We start from the raw sequence: 15434 nt of genomic DNA on the forward strand, positions 1-15434 counted from the left end.
ACCGCGGGTATCGAATCGGCGCCGCGTCCCCCGGGGGCGCGGCGCGTCTCATTTCACGACCAGCCAATCCTCGACCACGAGGGCGTCGAGGCCGGTGGTGTAGAACATCAGGATCGCGTCCTCCGCGCCGTGGAGGATCGGCTTGCCCATCACGTTGAAGCTCGTGTTGAGCAGGATCGGCACGCCGGTGATCTCCGCGAAGGCGCCGATCAGGGCCGCGTAGGCCGGATTCCGCTCCGCCGTGACGCTCTGGAGCCGGCCGGTGCCGTCCGCGTGGACCACCGCCGGGACGCGGCCGCGGACCGCCGCGCGCCAGACCAGGGTGCGCTCCATGTAGGGGCTGTCGGCGTAATCCTCGAACCAGTCCGGCCCGGCCTCCGCCAGGATCGACGGCGCGAACGGCCGGAACGCCTCCCGGTACTTCACCTTGGCGTTGAGCGCGTCCTTGGCGCCCTCCGGCCGCGGATCGGCCAGGATCGACCGGTTGCCGAGCGCCCGGGGCCCGAACTCCGCGCGGCCCTGCACCCAGCCGACGAGGCCGCCCTCGGCCAGGATCCGCGCCGCCGCGCGCGTCGCCTCCGCGTGGCCGACGCGCTTGGCCCGCGGCTCCTGCTCGGCGAGCCGCTCCATCGCGCCGGTCGGGACCCGGGAGCCCAGATAGGGGGAGAGCGGGCGCTGCGCCGGCGGCGGCCCGGCCCAGTCCGGATGGTCCTCCGCGTAGGCGAGCCACGCCGCGCCGACCGCGTTGCCGTCGTCCGCCGGGGCCGAGGGCACGTGCAGCCGGGTGAAGCCGGACCGGCCGAGCACCCGGCCGTTGTAGGAGGAGTTGAGCCCGCAGCCGCCCGCGATCACGAGGTTCTCGGACGGCGCCAGCGCGCGGGCCTCCGCCACCAGCGCGTCCATCAGCGTCGCGAACAGGTCCTGGCCGCAGCGGGCGAGGTCGGCCCACCCCGCCTCCAGGGCATCCGCGGGGCGGCGGGCGCGGATCTCCGCGGCGACCGCCCGGATCGTCTCCGCGTCGGCGTAGCGCAGGCGGTGGCCCTCGACCGTGCAGAGCCGGCCGAGCAGGGCGGCGAGGTCCGGGTCGGGACGGCCGTAGGGGGCGAGCCCCATGATCTTCCACTCCTCGCCCTTCACCTGGTCGAAGCCGGCGAGGTCGGTGATCAGCCCGTACAGGAAGCCCAGCGAGCCGCGCCCGCGGTGGCGGCGCAGCTCCGTGATCTGGCCGCCCTCCAGGCGGTAGATCGCCGCCGCGCCGGTCTCGCCCATGCCGTCGACCACCAGGGCGGTGGCCGTCTCGAACGGGCTGCCCCACAGGCCGTAGGCGGCGTGGCACAGGTGGTGCGGGTAGCGCCGCTGCCCGGCGACGGTCGCCCGGGGCGCCGCGCCGGCGATCCGCGCCTCCTGGTTCAGGGCCAGCAGGGTGCCGTGGCCGGCCCGCTCCTGCGCGCCGTGGAGGTCGGCGATGAACACCCGCTCGGCCTGCTCGGGCACGTAGGAGCGGTTGAGCGCCGTGGTGTGGGCCGAGAGCGCCATGAGGTCGAAGGCCCCGGCGCCGGCCTGGCCCCGCAGGAAGTCGGTGAATTGCGGGCCCCAGGTGGAGGCGACGACGAGCTCGGAGCCCGGCGGGACGTGCGCCTTCAGCAGCGCCGCCATCACGGCCGGGGGGTCCGGCTCGCAGTTCGGCGCGCGCTTGTACTGCAGGGCGCGCTCCGCCGCCTCGGCGAAGAGCAGGGTGCCGTCGGGCCCGACCAGGGCGACGGCCGGGTCGTGGAAGGTGGTGGCGAGGCCGAGATAGAAGCGCATGTCGACGCGGCCTAGCGCATTTTCGCGCCGGACGGAGCCCGGCACGTGTGAGAGGTGCCGACAGCCGCCCGCTAGTGCGGGGTGGCGCGGCGCTTCGTGACGAGAAGGATCGCCGCGCCGGCGAGTCCCGACAGGGCCGAGCCCGCGAGCACGCCGAGCTTCACGGCGGTCTCGTGCTGCGGGTCCGGGAAGGCGAGGCCGCCGATGAACAGGCTCATGGTGAAGCCGATGCCGCACAGCACCGCGACCCCGTAGACCTGGCCCCAGCCGGCCCCGGCCGGGCGCTTGGCCCATCCCAGCGCCACCGCCAGCCGCAGGCTCGCGAACACGCCGGCCTGCTTGCCCAGGAACAGGCCCGCCGCGATGCCGAGCGTCACCGGCTGGAGCAGGGCCTCGGGGGTGAGGCCGGAGAGGTCCACGCCCGCATTGGCGAAGCCGAAGACCGGCACCACCCCGTAGGTGATCCAGGGCGCGAGGGCGTGCTCCAGCCGGTGCAGGGGCGAGTGCGCGTCCTCCGGCCGGCCCGGGCTGACCCGGATCGGGACGGTGAGCGCGAGCAGCACGCCCGCGATCGTCGCGTGGATCCCGGAGCGCAGCACGAGGACCCAGAGCACGAGGCCGAGGAGCCCGTAGGCCGGAAGCCACCCGATCCCCGCCCGGTTGAGGCCGTAGAGGCCGGCCAGCACCAGGGCGGCGAGCCCCAGCGCGGCGAGGTCGAGGCCGGAGCTGTAGAACAGCGCGATCACCACGACGGCGCCGAGGTCGTCGACGATGGCGACCGCGCTGAGGAAGATCTTGAGGGAGACCGGCACCCGCGACCCGAGGAGCGCCAGGACGCCCAGCGCGAAGGCGATGTCGGTGGCCGCGGGAATAGCCCAGCCCCGCAGGGTGCCGGCGCCGAGGTTGGCGAGCGCGTAGAACGCGGCCGGAACCGCCATGCCGCCGAGCGCCGCGAAGCCGGGCAGGACCCGGTCGGGCCAGGTGCGCAGCCGCCCGTCCAGCGCCTCGCGCTTGATCTCCAGCCCGACCAGCAGGAAGAAGCCGGCCATCAGGCCGTCGTTGATCCAGTGCTGGACGCTCAACGGGCCGAGTTCGGCGTGGAGGGCGTGCGCGTAGGTCCCGGCCAGCGGGCCGTTGGCGACCACCAGCGCCAGGGCCGCCGCCGCCATCAGGATCAGCCCGCCCGCCGCCTCGCCGGCGAGCAGCGTGCGGATGATCGAGAGGGGGCGCGGGCCGCGCCGCGGCGGGGGGCTGTCGGGGGTGGGCGACGTCATCGCGGCAGGCCTTGCCGCGCATCGCGGGGACGCGCAAGCGACTGGCCGAAGTCCCGCTCGAAGCCCTACGACGTCCGCCCCAGGGCAGCGCGGATCAGCGCCAGCCCGTCCGGGCTCGACCACGCGGCCGGCCCCTTCATCACCCCGATCGTGCAGCCCTGCGCGTCGACCAGCATCGTGGTCGGCAGGCCGGGCGACTGCGTGTCGCGCTGGAGGATCGGCAGCACGCGGCCGCCGGGATCGGCGTAGTAGGCGAGGTCGTGGATGCCCGCCTGCTTCAGCCATTCCGGCGGCTTCTCGAGGTTGCGCGTGTCGACGTTGATGGCGACGACCTGGAAGTCGGGTCCGCCGAGCTGCGCCTGGAGCCGGTCGAGGGCGGGCATCTCGGCCTTGCAGGGCGCGCACCACGTCGCCCAGAGATTGACGAGGAGCAGCCGGCCCTTGAGGTCGGCGAGGCCGGTCTCGGCGCCGTCCGGGCCCTTGAACCGGATTTCGGGGGCGGGCCGGGCCTGGGGCAGCGCCTGCATGGCGGCGACCTCGCCCTTGGACGCCGCATCGACCCGGGCCAAAGCCGGCTTGGCGGCGGCGCAGGGCTGGAGGGCGCCGCCCGTGTTGCCGGGCAGGAGACCGCTCCCGTATAGGGCGAGCCCGAGGACGGCGAGCGCGGCGACGCCCGCGCCGGCCAGGATGGGTGTGCGGCCGGGCATCAGCTTTGCCTGCCGGGGCGTTCAGGGCGCGGAAGGATCGACATGAGCAACCGGATGTGGGGCGGCCGCTTCGCGAGCGGCCCGGCGGAGATCATGGAGGAGATCAACGCCTCCATCGGATTCGACAAGCGCCTCGCGCCCCAGGACATCCGCGGCTCGCTGGCGCATGTGGCGATGCTGGGCAAAGCCGGCATCCTGCCGGCGGAGGATGTGGCCGCAATCGAGGCCGGGCTCAAGTCCGTGCGCGACGAGATCGAGGCCGGCACCTTCGCGTTCAGGCGCGAGCTCGAGGACATCCACATGTCGGTGGAGAGCCGGCTGACCGAGATCGTCGGCCCGGCCGCCGGCCGCCTGCACACGGCGCGCTCGCGCAACGACCAGGTCGCCACCGACATGAAGCTGTGGGTGCGCGACACGCTCGATTCCCTCGACCAGCAGGCCGCCGACCTGCAGCGCGCCCTCAGCCAGACGGCGCTGAAGCACGCCGGGACCGTGATGCCGGGCTTCACCCACCTGCAATCGGCCCAGCCGGTGACCTTCGGCCACCATTGCCTCGCCTATGTCGAGATGCTGGCCCGCGACCGGGGCCGGTTCCGCGACGCGCGCGCGCGGCTCAACGAGTGCCCGCTGGGCGCCGCGGCCCTCGCCGGCACCTCCTTCCCGATCGACCGGCACGCCACCGCGGCGGCCCTCGGCTTCGACCGGCCGACCGCCAACTCGCTCGATTCGGTCGCCGACCGCGACTTCGCCCTGGAGGCGCTGGCGGCGGCCTCGATCTGCGCCGTGCACCTGTCGCGCTTCGCCGAGGAGCTGGTGGTCTGGACCTCGGCCCAGTTCAACTTCGTGCGGCTGTCCGACGGGTTCACCACCGGCTCGTCGATCATGCCGCAGAAGCGCAATCCCGACGCCGCCGAGCTGGTGCGGGCCAAGAGCGGCCGGATCATCGGCGCGCTCACCGGCCTGCTCATCGTCATGAAGGGCCTGCCGCTCGCCTATTCGAAGGACATGCAGGAGGACAAGGAGGGCACGTTCGACGCTCTCCAGGCCCTGTCCCTGTGCCTCGCCGCCATGACCGGCATGGTGAAGGATCTCGAGCCCAACGCCGAAGTGCTCGCCCGGGCCGCCGGCTCCGGCTACGCCACCGCCACCGACCTCGCCGACTGGCTGGTGCGCGAGCTCGGCCTGCCGTTCCGGCAGGCGCACCACGTCACCGGTCGCCTCGTCGGCGTCGCCTCGGCCAAGGGGGTCGGGCTCGAGGCGCTGTCGCTGCCCGAGATGCAGGAGGCGGAGCCGCGGATCACCGAGGCGGTCTACGCGGTGCTGGGTGTCGAGAACTCGGTGGCGAGCCGCACCAGCTACGGCGGCACCGCGCCCGACAACGTCCGGCGCCAGGCGCAGGCCTGGATCGAGCGGCTGGGCTGAGCCGCGCCCTCGGTGACCGGCGCCCCCGGTGACCGGCGCCCCCGGTGACCGGTGCCCTCGGTGACCGGTGCCCTCGGTGACCGGTGCCCTTGGCGGCGGCGCCCGGCGGATGGCAGGGTGGGACCATGACCCTGCCGGTTCACGGCGCAGGGGCCGCGAGGCGCGGCCGAATTCGGAACCCGGCTCGTGGCGCTGCTGCGCCTCGGCCTCTCGGTCGTGCTGGACTTCCCGGCCAGCACCGTCGCCAGCCGGGCCCGGATGCGGACCCTGTTCGAGGCGGCCGGCGTCGCCCACCGGCTCCACGTCCTCGACGTGCCCGACGCGGTCTGCCAGGCCCGCCTCCGCCTCCGGAACCCCGCGGGTGCCCATCCCTTCACGGTGACGGACGCGGAGTTCGACCTGTTCAGCCGCTACTTCGTGCCGCCGGCCCCGGCGGAGGGCTTCACCCGCGTCGTTCACCGGGCGTGAGGCGGGCCGCTCCGCCCGCATCGCGGCGCCCGCTCATCCACAGGGCCCCTCAAAATTGTGCATTGCAACCCTCGACCGGCCCGCGCGTTCACCGTCTGGCTAAGTCCGCTCAGCTACAAGCTTCGCCGTCTGGATCGGAGTTCGCAGGATGCCTGTCGAGAGTTGGCTGAACACGGAGGATGTGCCGGATTTCGCGGCGCACGCCACGGCGATGATCGACGCCGCTCTGACCGGTTCGGGCCTGACGCGCGAGGCCTACTGGGCCGCCGTGCGCAAGGGCTACAACACCCCCTACAACGATCCGCCCCGCAAGCGCGCCGCGCCGGCCCAGCCGAACGCGATCGCGGTGCCCGCCGGCCCGGCGGTCGAGCCGCTGCCGGTTCCGGCCGGCGTCATCGCGGCCCGGGCGACGGAAGCGCGCGCCGTCTGATTGTCGACGGATCACGCCTCGCCATCTTGCCGACGTTTTACGCAAGCTTCACTAATCCCGAACCCCGGTCCGGCTCCTGACGGAGCCGCCCGTCGTCAGGAAGTGAAGATGGTCCGCGTCCCCCGCTCGCTCCCGGTCGGAGCTCTCGCCCTGCTCGCCTCCGGGCTGGTTACCGGCCTCGTTGGGGGCGTTCTCGGCGGGACCTGCCTGGTCGCGACGGCGGCCCACGCCCAGGACGCGGCGGCCCAGGACGCGGGGGGCGGCGACGCGGCCCCGTCGCGGCGCGGGCGGCGGCACGGCCGCGAGCGGAGCAAGCGCGCCGAGAAGAAGACGGCGACCCCGCCCGGGATGCAGCAGGCCACGCCGGTGGCGATCTTCGGCGACTGGAACGTGTTCGTGAACGGCGACGGCCGCAACAAGCTCTGCTACGCGATCGCGCAGCCGCAGACGCGCTCGCCCAAGACCCTGAAGCGCGACACCGCCTACCTGTTCGTGAGCGTGCGCAGGGGCGAGAACATCCAGAACGAGGTGGCGGTGATGCTGGGCTTCCCGTCGAAGCCCGCGGCCTCCCAGATCAAGCCCGGCTCCGCGGCCGCGCCGACCGACCCGAGCCTCAACCTCGGCGCCAGCCGCTACGGCCTCGTGGTGAAGGACGGCAATGCCTGGCTGCAGAATCCCGCCGAGGAGGCGCGGGTCGTCTCCGAGATGAGCGCCCGCAACCCGAAGCTGATCATCAAGACCACCTCGCTGCGCGGGAACCCGACGAGCGACGAGTACGCGCTCGGCGGGTTCGCGGAGGCCATGAAGCGCACCCGCGACGAGTGCAGCAAGTAGCGGGCGGGTCAGGCCCGCCGCAGCGCGGGCCGGTGCGCCCGGGCGGGTGATCGCGTCCGGGCGCTCATGCGCGCGCGGGCCGCGCGTGTCGCCTGCTCGGCCGTGCGGAACACGGCGCCGTCGAGCCCGTCGAAATCGCGCGCGGACGAGAAGAACCGGACGCCGCGCCCCTCCGGGACGGCGATCCCGGCGGTGACCTCACCGATCTCGATCACCCGGGCGGGCTCGGTCGGGCCGAGGACCGGGTCTGCGAGGTCGGGACGGTTCTCGGGCTTGTACTCTGCGAGACTGTGCATCGGATTGGGAACTCCCTGGGCCGGCTTCTCGCCGTTCCGGATCGCGTTGGCTGCTGCGGAGATTCGACGGGGCTCAGCGTCGACAGCGCCGGCGGGCGGCGGAGCAGCAGGGGGCGATCGGGGGCAGGGATCGAAGGGACGATGTGCGAGTGACCATCGGACGTCCTCCAGACTGAAGGACCGCGCGGCGCGGGGCCGGCGCAGTGCTTTAGCGTTTGATCACGCGGCGCAAGCTACGCTTCTCAAATGACCGCGGCCGGCCCCGTCGAGCGCCCGAAGGGGCTCGGCCGGACCGGCACCCCTGAAAATGGGCGCGGCGCCGCGCACCGTCAACGGAACGGACTTCCGATTTTCGGAGCCCGCCTGGCAGGAAGCCGGCTCCGGGCGCGCGTCCGGGAGGCGGATCGTTCAGGCCGCGGCGATCACCGCGGCGAGGTCGGAGAAGTCGGAGAAGATCCGGGCCGCGCCGGCCTCCGCGAGCCCGGTGCCCGCCGGGTCGTGTCCCCAGTGGCCGCCGCCGGTGAAGCCGGCGACCCGCATGCCGGCACTCCGGGCCGCCGTGACCCCGGGGACGCTGTCCTCGATCACGAGGCAGGCCGCCGGGGCGACGCCCATCCGCTCGGCGGCGAACAGGAACAGGTCTGGGAAGGGCTTGCCCCGCGCCACCTGCGCCGAGGAGAAGACGTGGTCGCCGAACAGGGGCAGGAGCCCGGTCAGCGTCAGGGAGTGGCGCAGCCGAACCGGGTCGCTGCTCGACGCGACGCAGACCGGCAGGCCCACGGCGGCGACCGCCTCGGCGACGCCGCGCATCGCCCGCAGGTCCGCGTCGAACAGCGCCAGGGTCTCGGCCTTCACCGCCTCGACGAAGCCGTCGGGGGCGGTGACGCCGTAATCGCGGGCGACGTGCGCCATGATCGAGGGCATCGCGGTGCCGGTGAAGCGCGCCCGCACGGTGGCGAAGTCGATGTCCACGCCGATCCGGTTGAGCCCGGCCGTCAGGCAGGCGAGGCTCAGGGGCTCGCTGTCCACCAGGACGCCGTCGCAATCGAAGATCACGAGGCCGAGATTCGTCGCGCGCGCGTCCAAGGTCGACCGTTCCCGCACGGCCCGCCGCCGCCGGGCGACCCTGTGGCACGGGCCCGAGGGCCCGGCAACCGCGCGGATCGACGCTCGCCCCGGGCGCTTGCACCTTGCGGCGCGGCCCCATACTCCCGGGGCGGGCGCGCCGCTCCGGCCCCCACGGCCCGTAAGGCAAGGCTCAGAAGGCCCCGCGATGTTCCGCTTCCTGGCCCGCGTCCTGGGCTTCCTGCTGATGGCCGGCGGCTTCGTCGCGCTGGTCTACGACGGCGCCCGCTCCATCGCCAACAACGGGCTGCGGGTGACGCCGCTCTCCGACGTGATCGCCATCCTGTTCAAGGACAAGGCCAGCGCCCTGCAGGGCAGCGTGGAGGGGGCGGCGCCCTGGCTCTGGCACATCCTGGGCCTGCCGCTCACCCTGGCGCCGGCCTCCCTGATCGGCCTCGGGCTCGGCGCGGTCCTGCTCTGGCTCGGCCAGCCGGGCCGCGAGCCGATCGGGTTCCTGACGAAGCCCTGATCCTCCGGGCGGCCTAGCGGGCCGCGAGCTTGGCCTCGGCCTCGGCCAGGGCGGCCTTCAGCCGCTCGATCTCGGCGGTCAGCGCGTAGTGCTCGCTGACGTCGAGCTGCGAGGCGAAGAAGTAGACCACCCGGCCCGCCTCGTCCCGCACCGGCCCGACATAGAGGGCGTTCTGGAAGGTCGAGCCGTCCTTGCGGTAGTTGAGGAGGTCGACCCGGATATCCTCCTCCCGCCGGATGGCCGCGCGGAGGCGGTCCACGGCCGGCGCCTCGGTGTCGGGCCCCTGCAGGAAGCGGCAGTTGCGGCCGACCACCTCCATCCGGGTGTAGCCGGTCAGCTTCAGGAACGCGTCGTTCACGAAGACGATCGGATTGTCGTGCTGGGCCGGATCGGTGATGATCATCGGCATCCGGGTCGCCCGCACGGCGGCCGCGAAGGGGTCGCCCCGGTGCGACTCCGCCTTCAGCTCGTCCGGCACGTGGCTCGTGGCGGTCCCGCCCGTCTCCATCCGGATCAGCCCCTCATAACGCCGCGCAGGGCGGCCATCCGACCAGTATCTCTCCGGGCAACAAGCCGGAATTTGCCCGCGAGATCCAGTCTCGCGGCTCGATTTAGGGCGGCCGGAGCGCCGAACGCTTTCCCGGCGGTCCCGGCCGTCCCATATCGGGCCGGAGCCCGAGACCGGAAGGCGAGCCGATGTTCCTGTTTCGCAAGCGTCCCGCGATGCCGGCCCCGGCCGACGCCCTGCCCGGACGCCCGACCCCGATCCCGACCGCCGAGACGCATGTCGTCAACGGCAACCCGCTCAAGGGTCCCTATCCGCCGGGCACCGAGACGATCGTGCTCGGGCTCGGCTGCTTCTGGGGCGCCGAGCGTCGGTTCTGGCAGCTGCCCGAGGGGGTGTTCGTGACGGCCGTCGGCTACGCCGGCGGCTACACCCCGAACCCGACCTACGAGGAGGTCTGCACCGGCCGGACCGGCCACAACGAGGTGGTGCTGGTCGCCTTCGATCCGGCGGTTCTGCCCCTGGAGGCGGTGGTGCGGACCTTCTTCGAGAGTCACGACCCGACGCAGGGGATGCGCCAGGGCAACGATGTCGGCACGCAGTACCGCTCGGGCATCTACACCGTCGGCCCCGACCAGGACGCCGCGGCCCGGTCCGTGCGCGCCGCCTACGCGGAGGCGCTCAAGGCGCGCGGCTTTCCCGACGTCACCACGGAGATCCGGCCGCTGGAGCAGTTCTACTTCGCGGAGGCCTACCACCAGCAGTACCTGGCGAAGAACCCGGCCGGCTATTGCGGCCTGGGCGGCACCGGCGTCAGCTGCCCGGTGGGAGCCGGCGTCGCCGCCTGAGCCTCACGGGTTCCGGCTGTCGGGCCGCGTCTGCGGGCCCGGCACCGGGGCGCCGGCGGCGCTGCCCCGCAGGGGCGGGGTGCTGTTCGGGCTGCGCAGCACGATCAGCACGCTGCCGAGGACCGAGAGCGCGAGGGCGGTCGCGAGGAGGATGAAGAGCCAGCGGGGCATCCGGGGCCGTTAGCACATCGGGGCCGGCGCGCCGAGCGGCGCACCCGGCGACGGGCCGAACCAGCGGCTTACCGCCTCCCGCAGGCCGCCGAGGGCGTGCGCCGCGCCCGTCCAGGCGATGCAGCCGTCGGGACGGACCAGCATCGAGGGCCCCTCCGGGACCGCGACGCAGGTCACCCGCCCCGTGGCCGCGGCGACCATCCGGGAGGCCGCGCCGTCGGCGCTGCCGTCGACGAGAAGGCCCCGTCCGTCCTGCATCGCCCCGTAGAGCGTCGCGCCGCCGGGGCCGAGCGGCCCGTCGCCGGCCATCCGGCCGACCGCGTCCTCGGCCGAGCCGAGATCGTACCGGGCGCTCAGGCCGCGCATCAGGCTGCCGAGGATCCGGCTGACCTCGTCGCTCTCCAGGAGCCGCGCCATCAGGTCGCGCAGCGCGCCCGATTGCGGATCGGGCCGCAGGATCGCCGCCTGGGCGCGGGTGTTGGCCGTGACGGCCTCGGCCACCGGGCGCCGCTCGGCCGTGTAGGTGTCGAGCAGGCTCTCGGGCATCTCCCCGCGCAGCACGGCGGCGAGCTTCCAGCCGAGATTGGCGGCGTCGCCCAGGCCGAGGCTCAGCCCCTGGCCGCCGAAGGGCGCGTGGACATGCGCCGCGTCGCCGGCCAGCAGCACGCGGCCCCGGCGGTAGGTGTCGACGAGGCGCGTGTTGTCGGCCCACCGGTTCGCGGCCTCGACTCCCGCGACGCGGATATCCGTGCCGCTGACCCGGCGCAGCACGGTCTCGATCTCGACGCGCGTGACGGGCGCCTGCCGGTCGGCCGGCGGGCCGCTGAAATCCAGCATGAACAGCCGGCGCGGGAACGGCCCGTGGCCGAAGACGCCCCCCGGACCGCGGTGCCAGCCGACCGGCAGCGCGCCGGCGGGATCGTCGAGATCGGCGATCGCCTGGTACATGGTGAGCGTCGGCGGCGTGCCGGGAAACGCGAAGCCGGCCATCTTGCGGACCGCGCTGCGGCCGCCGTCGCAGCCGACGAGATAGGCGCAGCGGACCCGCCCGTCGCCCGCCGGAGCGGTCCAGGTGACCTCGACACCGTCGGCCGCCTCCGTGAAGCCCGTGAGCGTGCAGCCGCGGCGCAGGTCGACCCCGAGCGCCGCGGCGCGGTCGATCAGCATGGCTTCGAGGCCCTGCTGATCGACCGCGCGCATGCGCCGGTCCGGCTCCGCCTGCGGGTCGCGGCGGATGAACAGGAAGCCGAAATGGCCGCTGAACTTCGCGCCGCGGAGGCCGCCGCCGGCCTGCCCCGGCACCCGGTCCATCGCCGCCAGGCTCCGCGCCTCCGCGGCCTCGATCGCCGCGCCCATGCCCCGCCGCTGCAGCGCCTCGACGCCCAGGGGGCCGACCCCGAGCGCCTTGAGGGTGGTGCTCGGCGCGGTGAGGCGCTCCAGCACCCGGACGCGCGCGCCCCCGAGGGTCAGCTCGATGGCGGTGAGGAGCCCGACCGGCCCGGCTCCGGCCACGACGACGTCGATCGCCCGATCCATGGACTCAATCCATTTATATACTCAGTCCATAAATCGATGTGGTATGTGGCGGCGCATGTCAACGTCCCCCGACCGCCGGTCCCGCAAGCGCCTCGCCACGCGGCAGGCCATCTCGGACGCCGCCACGCGGCTGTTCCTGGAGCGCGGCTTCGACGCCGTGACGGTGGACGAGATCGCGGCGGCGGCCGATGTCGGCCGGATGACCGTGTTCAACCATTTCCCCCGCAAGGAGGACATGTTCTACGACCGCGACGAGGAGGGCCGCGACCTCCTGCGCGAGACCCTGCGGCAGCGCGATCCCCGGGTCGCGCCGGTCGAGACGCTCCGCCAGCTGGCGCACCGGCTGGTGACGGGCCGGAACCCGGTCGTGGACTTCTCCGCGCGCAGCGGCGCCTTCGTGGCGACGGCGGCGGAGAGCGAGACGCTCAAGGCCCGGGCCCGGGCGATCCGGGACGAACTCGCGGCCGTGCTGCGGGTCGCGCTCGCCGAGTCCGTCGGGCGCGGGCCGGAGGATCCCGACGCCGATCTGGCGGCCGGCCTGCTCCTGGCGACCTGGAGCGTGGCCTTCCTCCGGGCGCACCGGACGTTCGGGGCGACGCGGCGGACGGAGGCGGCGAATGCCGCCTTCCTGGCAGTCATCGACCGGGGGACGGCGGGCCTGCGGGCGGCGCTGGCCGGCACGCCCTACGCGGAGGCCGCCGCGCCCTGACGGCGACCGCCCCGGGGCGCCGGCCTACGGCGCCTTCAGCACCGCCCGGCAGGCGGCGGGCAGCGCCGCCATGGTCATGGCGGGCTTGGGCTTCGGCGGCGTCTTCGGGGGCTTCGGGTGGAGCACCGCGTCCGAGAACCAGTAGCTGAGGTCGTCGCAGCCGTCGCCCGGCGGCGGCGCGCCCTGCGGCTGGCAATCCTCCTGGCCGGCCGGGCAGGCGAGCCGGATATGGTAGTGGTAATTGTGCCCGTACATCGGGCGCACCTTGGACATCCAGCGGCTGCCCGCGGCGTCGCGGCAGAGGGCCTTCTTGATCGCCGCGTTGACGAAGATGCGCTCCACCTCCGGCTGCTCGGCGGTGATCTTGATCAGCTGCAGGTGCGTCGGCGTCCAGACCTCGGGATCGATGTCGAGGCGGTCGCGGCGGACCATGTCGGTCGCCGAGGTCTCCTCGCGCTCCGCCCGGCTCATGCGGTGGTCGGGCATCGGCGTCAGCCAGACGTCGGCGTCGATGCCGATCTGGTGCGAGGCGTGGCCGGTGATCATCGGGCCGCCCCGGGGCTGGGCCATGTCGCCCACGAGCAGGCCGGGCCAGCCGACCCGGGCGGCCTTCTGCGACAGCCGCTCGATGAAGTCGATGAGGTAGGGGGTGCCCCACATCCGGTTGCGGGACGGGCGCATGACCTGCCAGTTCGGCCCGTCCATCGGCAGCGCCTCGCCGCCGGAGAAGCAGCCCTTGGCGTAGAAGCCGTAGATGTGGGCCGGCCCTCCGGCCGGCCTGGTGACGCGCCCGAACAGGGCCTTGGCGGGCGTCGAGGGCGCGTCCGGATGCTCCAGGGGCGGCAGCGGCTTCGGGTTGATGCTGCCGCGATCCTGGGCCTGCGCGGCGGCGGGCAGGAGCAGGGCGGCGAGCGCGAGGCTCTGGGCGAAACGCGGCATCGGCATGCGGGGGCTGTTCGTCCGGCTGGAGAGGGCGGGCGCGGGCGCCCGCCGGAACGTGGCCCAGGGGCGGGGCGTTTTTCGGGCAGACGGCGCGCGCCGCGCGGAAACGGTCGGGAGGCGACGATGGCGGTCACGGGGACGGGCACGGGGACGGGCACGGCGAATCCCGCCGACAGGGCACCCCGCCGCCTGATCGCCAGCGATCGGGTCATCGGGACGGATGTCCGCCGGTCCGACGGGACCCGGGTCGGCCGGATCGAGCGGCTGATGCTCGACAAGGTCTCCGGCCGGGTCGCCTACGCGGTGATGAGCTTCGGCGGGTTCCTGGGCCTCGGCGAGGATTTCTACACGCTGCCCTGGTCGGTGCTCCGGTTCGAGCCGCAGCAGGACGCCTACGTGGTCGACATCAGCGAGGAGCAGCTGCGCGCCGCCCCGGCCCGCACCCCCGAGGGCACCGATCCGGCCGCGGACGGCGCCTGGGAGGAGCAGATCCACCGCTACTACGACGCGGCGCCCTACTGGGGGATCTAGGCGACGCCGGGCGTCGCCTGCTCGGAGCGGAACTCAGCGGACGTGGCGGGTCACCGGCCCGCACCAGCCGGGCAGGTAGTCGGCGTCCTTGGACTTGGCGAGCGACATCGCCCGCTCCAGGGCGGAGGAGAAGTCGTTCTCGATCCGCTTCTCCTTGATGTTCCGCCGCAGGAAGTCGGCCCAGAGGAACTCGCTGAACGGCGTCGTGTCCTTCGCGAAGCCGCCGGCCCGGCGCAGCTCGCCGGCGAGGCTGCGGTAGGGGTCGTCCACCAGGGCGTCGACCGATTTCGGGATGTCGCCGAAGTGCCGGCGCACGCCGTCGGCGTCGTAGGGATGGGTCCAGGACTTGTGGTCGCAGACCGTCCAGAACGCATCCTTGTCGAGGTAGTGCAGGTCGGCCACCACGGTGACGAGCACGCTCTCGACGCCCTCCTCGTGCAGGGCGCGGGACAGGTGGTGGTGGTCGATGATGTAGTGGCGCTTCTTCGGGCCCAGCAGGGTCGGGATCATGTGGGCGCCGAGGAATTCCTTCTTCTTCTCGCCGTCGTACTCCCGCCAGCGCCGCCGCTTCTCCGCCACTTCCCGATAGCCCACCGTCATCTGCGTCGGGCGCAGCTCCGCGATCGGGACGGGCTTGAGCAGCGGCTCTCGGTTGGCCATGAGGTCTCCTTCCTGCGTGGATTTGCCACGCGCTCGTCACAACCTATCCAGGATCGGAGGACCGGCCAGGGCGCGCGGCGCTCACGTTTCCGGCATCGCGCGGACGGCCTCCAGCACGAACACGCGGATCGCCGAGGACAGGTTCTGCCCGTCGCGGCCGGCGTCGATGTGCCCGATGAGGGCCTGGACCGACTGGCCCCGCGCCTCCGCGATCGCCCGCAGGGCCGCCCAGAACGGGTCCTCCAGCGACACGCTGGTGCGGTGGCCGGCGATCATCACGGAGCGCTTGGTGATGCCGGCGCTCATGCGGGATCGGCCGCGCGTCCCGTCCCCGCGCGCGGAACGAGGCGGTCCAGGACGGCGCGACGCCTCTCAGCCCCGCGAGACGGGATCGCTCCGCCCCGCGCGCGACGACGCCGGCCGGGGAGCGACGGGATCATTCCGCGGTATCGGGCTCGGAGGCGCCCCGCTCGAGGCGGTGGCCCTCGTGGCGCTCGATCTCCAGGGCCTTGCGGCGCTGCTGGAGCGTCTTCGCCTTCTTGGGCTGCCCGAAGGCGATCCGGTTGGACTCGGCCTTCGTGTCGGCCTCGGCCCGGGCCTTCGCCTTGCGGACCTGACGCAGGTTGATGATCTCGGCCATGGATCGCCTCCCGGTGTCCCGCGGCCGGCGCGGGCGGACCGCGCCGGCGAGTCTCGGAAGA

At 73.6% G+C, this 15434-nt stretch carries 20 protein-coding genes; 8 read left to right on the forward strand and 12 right to left on the reverse strand.

Going from position 1 to position 15434, the window contains the following annotated elements; translation table 11 throughout:
* Nucleotides 1-48: 48 nt before the first annotated feature.
* The 3 genes from ACTJK8_RS11985 to tlpA form a co-directional block, all read right to left on the reverse strand.
* Nucleotides 49-1806, reverse strand: a complete 1758-nt coding sequence (locus ACTJK8_RS11985) for a carbamoyltransferase family protein (RefSeq protein ID WP_058606263.1) — start codon at nt 1804-1806, stop codon at nt 49-51.
* Between the two features lie 71 nt (nt 1807-1877).
* Nucleotides 1878-3080, reverse strand: a complete 1203-nt coding sequence (nhaA, locus tag ACTJK8_RS11990; RefSeq protein ID WP_012321421.1) for a Na+/H+ antiporter NhaA — start codon at nt 3078-3080, stop codon at nt 1878-1880.
* 65 nt (nt 3081-3145) lie between these two features.
* Nucleotides 3146-3787, reverse strand: coding sequence for a thiol:disulfide interchange protein TlpA (gene tlpA, locus ACTJK8_RS11995; protein WP_012321422.1), 642 nt, complete (start codon nt 3785-3787; stop codon nt 3146-3148).
* 42 nt (nt 3788-3829) lie between these two features.
* Between tlpA and argH the strand changes: the two genes are divergently transcribed.
* From argH to ACTJK8_RS12015, 4 genes are all read left to right on the forward strand, one after another.
* On the forward strand, nt 3830-5209 hold the full coding sequence (argH, locus tag ACTJK8_RS12000) for an argininosuccinate lyase (protein WP_440761966.1): 1380 nt from the start codon (nt 3830-3832) through the stop codon (nt 5207-5209).
* A gap of 186 nt (nt 5210-5395) precedes the next feature.
* On the forward strand, nt 5396-5677 hold the full coding sequence (locus tag ACTJK8_RS12005) for an AAA family ATPase (protein ID WP_440761967.1): 282 nt from the start codon (nt 5396-5398) through the stop codon (nt 5675-5677).
* Nucleotides 5678-5825: 148 nt separating this feature from the next.
* Nucleotides 5826-6107, forward strand: a complete 282-nt coding sequence (locus tag ACTJK8_RS12010; RefSeq protein ID WP_012321425.1) for a hypothetical protein — start codon at nt 5826-5828, stop codon at nt 6105-6107.
* 108 nt (nt 6108-6215) lie between these two features.
* A complete protein-coding gene (locus ACTJK8_RS12015) occupies nt 6216-6941 on the forward strand; it encodes a hypothetical protein (RefSeq protein WP_012321426.1) in 726 nt (241 codons plus the stop codon).
* Between the two features lie 8 nt (nt 6942-6949).
* On the opposite strand, the gene ACTJK8_RS12020 is transcribed toward ACTJK8_RS12015, so the two are convergent.
* Together ACTJK8_RS12020 and ACTJK8_RS12025 are read right to left on the reverse strand one after the other, a co-directional pair.
* Nucleotides 6950-7237 (reverse strand): hypothetical protein, encoded by a 288-nt coding sequence (locus ACTJK8_RS12020; RefSeq protein ID WP_029358695.1) that lies wholly within the window; start codon nt 7235-7237, stop codon nt 6950-6952.
* Between the two features lie 408 nt (nt 7238-7645).
* The gene (locus ACTJK8_RS12025; protein WP_024828757.1) at nt 7646-8323 is read right to left on the reverse strand and encodes an HAD family hydrolase; all 678 of its coding nucleotides are present in this window, start codon (nt 8321-8323) and stop codon (nt 7646-7648) included.
* A gap of 187 nt (nt 8324-8510) precedes the next feature.
* Between ACTJK8_RS12025 and ACTJK8_RS12030 the strand changes: the two genes are divergently transcribed.
* Nucleotides 8511-8831, forward strand: coding sequence for a hypothetical protein (locus ACTJK8_RS12030; protein WP_012321429.1), 321 nt, complete (start codon nt 8511-8513; stop codon nt 8829-8831).
* A 13-nt stretch (nt 8832-8844) separates the two neighbouring features.
* On the opposite strand, the gene ACTJK8_RS12035 is transcribed toward ACTJK8_RS12030, so the two are convergent.
* Nucleotides 8845-9339, reverse strand: a complete 495-nt coding sequence (locus ACTJK8_RS12035; protein ID WP_024828756.1) for a PAS domain-containing protein — start codon at nt 9337-9339, stop codon at nt 8845-8847.
* Nucleotides 9340-9527: 188 nt separating this feature from the next.
* On the opposite strand from ACTJK8_RS12035, the gene msrA reads away from it, so the two are divergent.
* Nucleotides 9528-10184 carry a peptide-methionine (S)-S-oxide reductase MsrA gene (msrA, locus tag ACTJK8_RS12040; RefSeq protein WP_234740944.1) on the forward strand — a complete coding sequence of 219 codons (657 nt, stop codon included), beginning with the start codon at nt 9528-9530 and terminating at the stop codon, nt 10182-10184.
* Between the two features lie 3 nt (nt 10185-10187).
* Here msrA and ACTJK8_RS12045 read toward each other — a convergent pair whose 3' ends face one another.
* Nucleotides 10188-10355, reverse strand: coding sequence for a hypothetical protein (locus tag ACTJK8_RS12045; protein ID WP_012321432.1), 168 nt, complete (start codon nt 10353-10355; stop codon nt 10188-10190).
* Nucleotides 10356-10364: 9 nt separating this feature from the next.
* Nucleotides 10365-11891 carry an FAD-dependent monooxygenase gene (locus ACTJK8_RS12050; RefSeq protein ID WP_440761968.1) on the reverse strand — a complete coding sequence of 509 codons (1527 nt, stop codon included), beginning with the start codon at nt 11889-11891 and terminating at the stop codon, nt 10365-10367.
* 55 nt (nt 11892-11946) lie between these two features.
* On the opposite strand from ACTJK8_RS12050, the gene ACTJK8_RS12055 reads away from it, so the two are divergent.
* A complete protein-coding gene (locus tag ACTJK8_RS12055) occupies nt 11947-12600 on the forward strand; it encodes a TetR/AcrR family transcriptional regulator (RefSeq protein ID WP_024828753.1) in 654 nt (217 codons plus the stop codon).
* A 24-nt stretch (nt 12601-12624) separates the two neighbouring features.
* On the opposite strand, the gene mepA is transcribed toward ACTJK8_RS12055, so the two are convergent.
* Nucleotides 12625-13545 (reverse strand): penicillin-insensitive murein endopeptidase, encoded by a 921-nt coding sequence (mepA, locus tag ACTJK8_RS12060; protein ID WP_012321435.1) that lies wholly within the window; start codon nt 13543-13545, stop codon nt 12625-12627.
* A gap of 120 nt (nt 13546-13665) precedes the next feature.
* Between mepA and ACTJK8_RS12065 the strand changes: the two genes are divergently transcribed.
* Nucleotides 13666-14073, forward strand: a complete 408-nt coding sequence (locus ACTJK8_RS12065; protein ID WP_440761969.1) for a PRC-barrel domain-containing protein — start codon at nt 13666-13668, stop codon at nt 14071-14073.
* Nucleotides 14074-14106: 33 nt separating this feature from the next.
* Here ACTJK8_RS12065 and ACTJK8_RS12070 read toward each other — a convergent pair whose 3' ends face one another.
* The 3 genes from ACTJK8_RS12070 to ACTJK8_RS12080 all read right to left on the reverse strand — a co-directional run bounded on the left by ACTJK8_RS12070 (nt 14107) and on the right by ACTJK8_RS12080 (nt 15373).
* Nucleotides 14107-14733, reverse strand: a complete 627-nt coding sequence (locus tag ACTJK8_RS12070) for a ParB-like protein (RefSeq protein ID WP_012321437.1) — start codon at nt 14731-14733, stop codon at nt 14107-14109.
* Between the two features lie 81 nt (nt 14734-14814).
* A complete protein-coding gene (locus ACTJK8_RS12075) occupies nt 14815-15039 on the reverse strand; it encodes a ribbon-helix-helix domain-containing protein (RefSeq protein ID WP_012321438.1) in 225 nt (74 codons plus the stop codon).
* A gap of 130 nt (nt 15040-15169) precedes the next feature.
* The gene (locus ACTJK8_RS12080) at nt 15170-15373 is read right to left on the reverse strand and encodes a DUF4169 family protein (protein WP_440761970.1); all 204 of its coding nucleotides are present in this window, start codon (nt 15371-15373) and stop codon (nt 15170-15172) included.
* Nucleotides 15374-15434 lie beyond the last annotated feature (61 nt).

Origin of the sequence: Methylobacterium sp. 22177 (assembly GCF_052045615.1) — a bacterium.
Classification (GTDB): Bacteria; Pseudomonadota; Alphaproteobacteria; order Rhizobiales; family Beijerinckiaceae; genus Methylobacterium; species Methylobacterium radiotolerans.

Coding starts and splice junctions, on each gene's coding strand:
- ACTJK8_RS11985 (WP_058606263.1), bottom strand. CDS start 1,806: ATGCGCTTCTATCTCGGCCTCGCCACCACCTTCCACGACCCGGCCGTC.
- nhaA (WP_012321421.1), bottom strand. CDS start 3,080: ATGACGTCGCCCACCCCCGACAGCCCCCCGCCGCGGCGCGGCCCGCGC.
- tlpA (WP_012321422.1), bottom strand. CDS start 3,787: ATGCCCGGCCGCACACCCATCCTGGCCGGCGCGGGCGTCGCCGCGCTC.
- argH (WP_440761966.1), top strand. CDS start 3,830: ATGAGCAACCGGATGTGGGGCGGCCGCTTCGCGAGCGGCCCGGCGGAG.
- ACTJK8_RS12010 (WP_012321425.1), top strand. CDS start 5,826: ATGCCTGTCGAGAGTTGGCTGAACACGGAGGATGTGCCGGATTTCGCG.
- ACTJK8_RS12015 (WP_012321426.1), top strand. CDS start 6,216: ATGGTCCGCGTCCCCCGCTCGCTCCCGGTCGGAGCTCTCGCCCTGCTC.
- ACTJK8_RS12020 (WP_029358695.1), bottom strand. CDS start 7,237: ATGCACAGTCTCGCAGAGTACAAGCCCGAGAACCGTCCCGACCTCGCA.
- ACTJK8_RS12030 (WP_012321429.1), top strand. CDS start 8,511: ATGTTCCGCTTCCTGGCCCGCGTCCTGGGCTTCCTGCTGATGGCCGGC.
- ACTJK8_RS12035 (WP_024828756.1), bottom strand. CDS start 9,339: ATGGAGACGGGCGGGACCGCCACGAGCCACGTGCCGGACGAGCTGAAG.
- msrA (WP_234740944.1), top strand. CDS start 9,528: ATGTTCCTGTTTCGCAAGCGTCCCGCGATGCCGGCCCCGGCCGACGCC.
- ACTJK8_RS12045 (WP_012321432.1), bottom strand. CDS start 10,355: ATGCCCCGCTGGCTCTTCATCCTCCTCGCGACCGCCCTCGCGCTCTCG.
- ACTJK8_RS12050 (WP_440761968.1), bottom strand. CDS start 11,891: ATGGATCGGGCGATCGACGTCGTCGTGGCCGGAGCCGGGCCGGTCGGG.
- ACTJK8_RS12055 (WP_024828753.1), top strand. CDS start 11,947: ATGTCAACGTCCCCCGACCGCCGGTCCCGCAAGCGCCTCGCCACGCGG.
- mepA (WP_012321435.1), bottom strand. CDS start 13,545: ATGCCGATGCCGCGTTTCGCCCAGAGCCTCGCGCTCGCCGCCCTGCTC.
- ACTJK8_RS12065 (WP_440761969.1), top strand. CDS start 13,666: ATGGCGGTCACGGGGACGGGCACGGGGACGGGCACGGCGAATCCCGCC.
- ACTJK8_RS12070 (WP_012321437.1), bottom strand. CDS start 14,733: ATGGCCAACCGAGAGCCGCTGCTCAAGCCCGTCCCGATCGCGGAGCTG.
- ACTJK8_RS12075 (WP_012321438.1), bottom strand. CDS start 15,039: ATGAGCGCCGGCATCACCAAGCGCTCCGTGATGATCGCCGGCCACCGC.
- ACTJK8_RS12080 (WP_440761970.1), bottom strand. CDS start 15,373: ATGGCCGAGATCATCAACCTGCGTCAGGTCCGCAAGGCGAAGGCCCGG.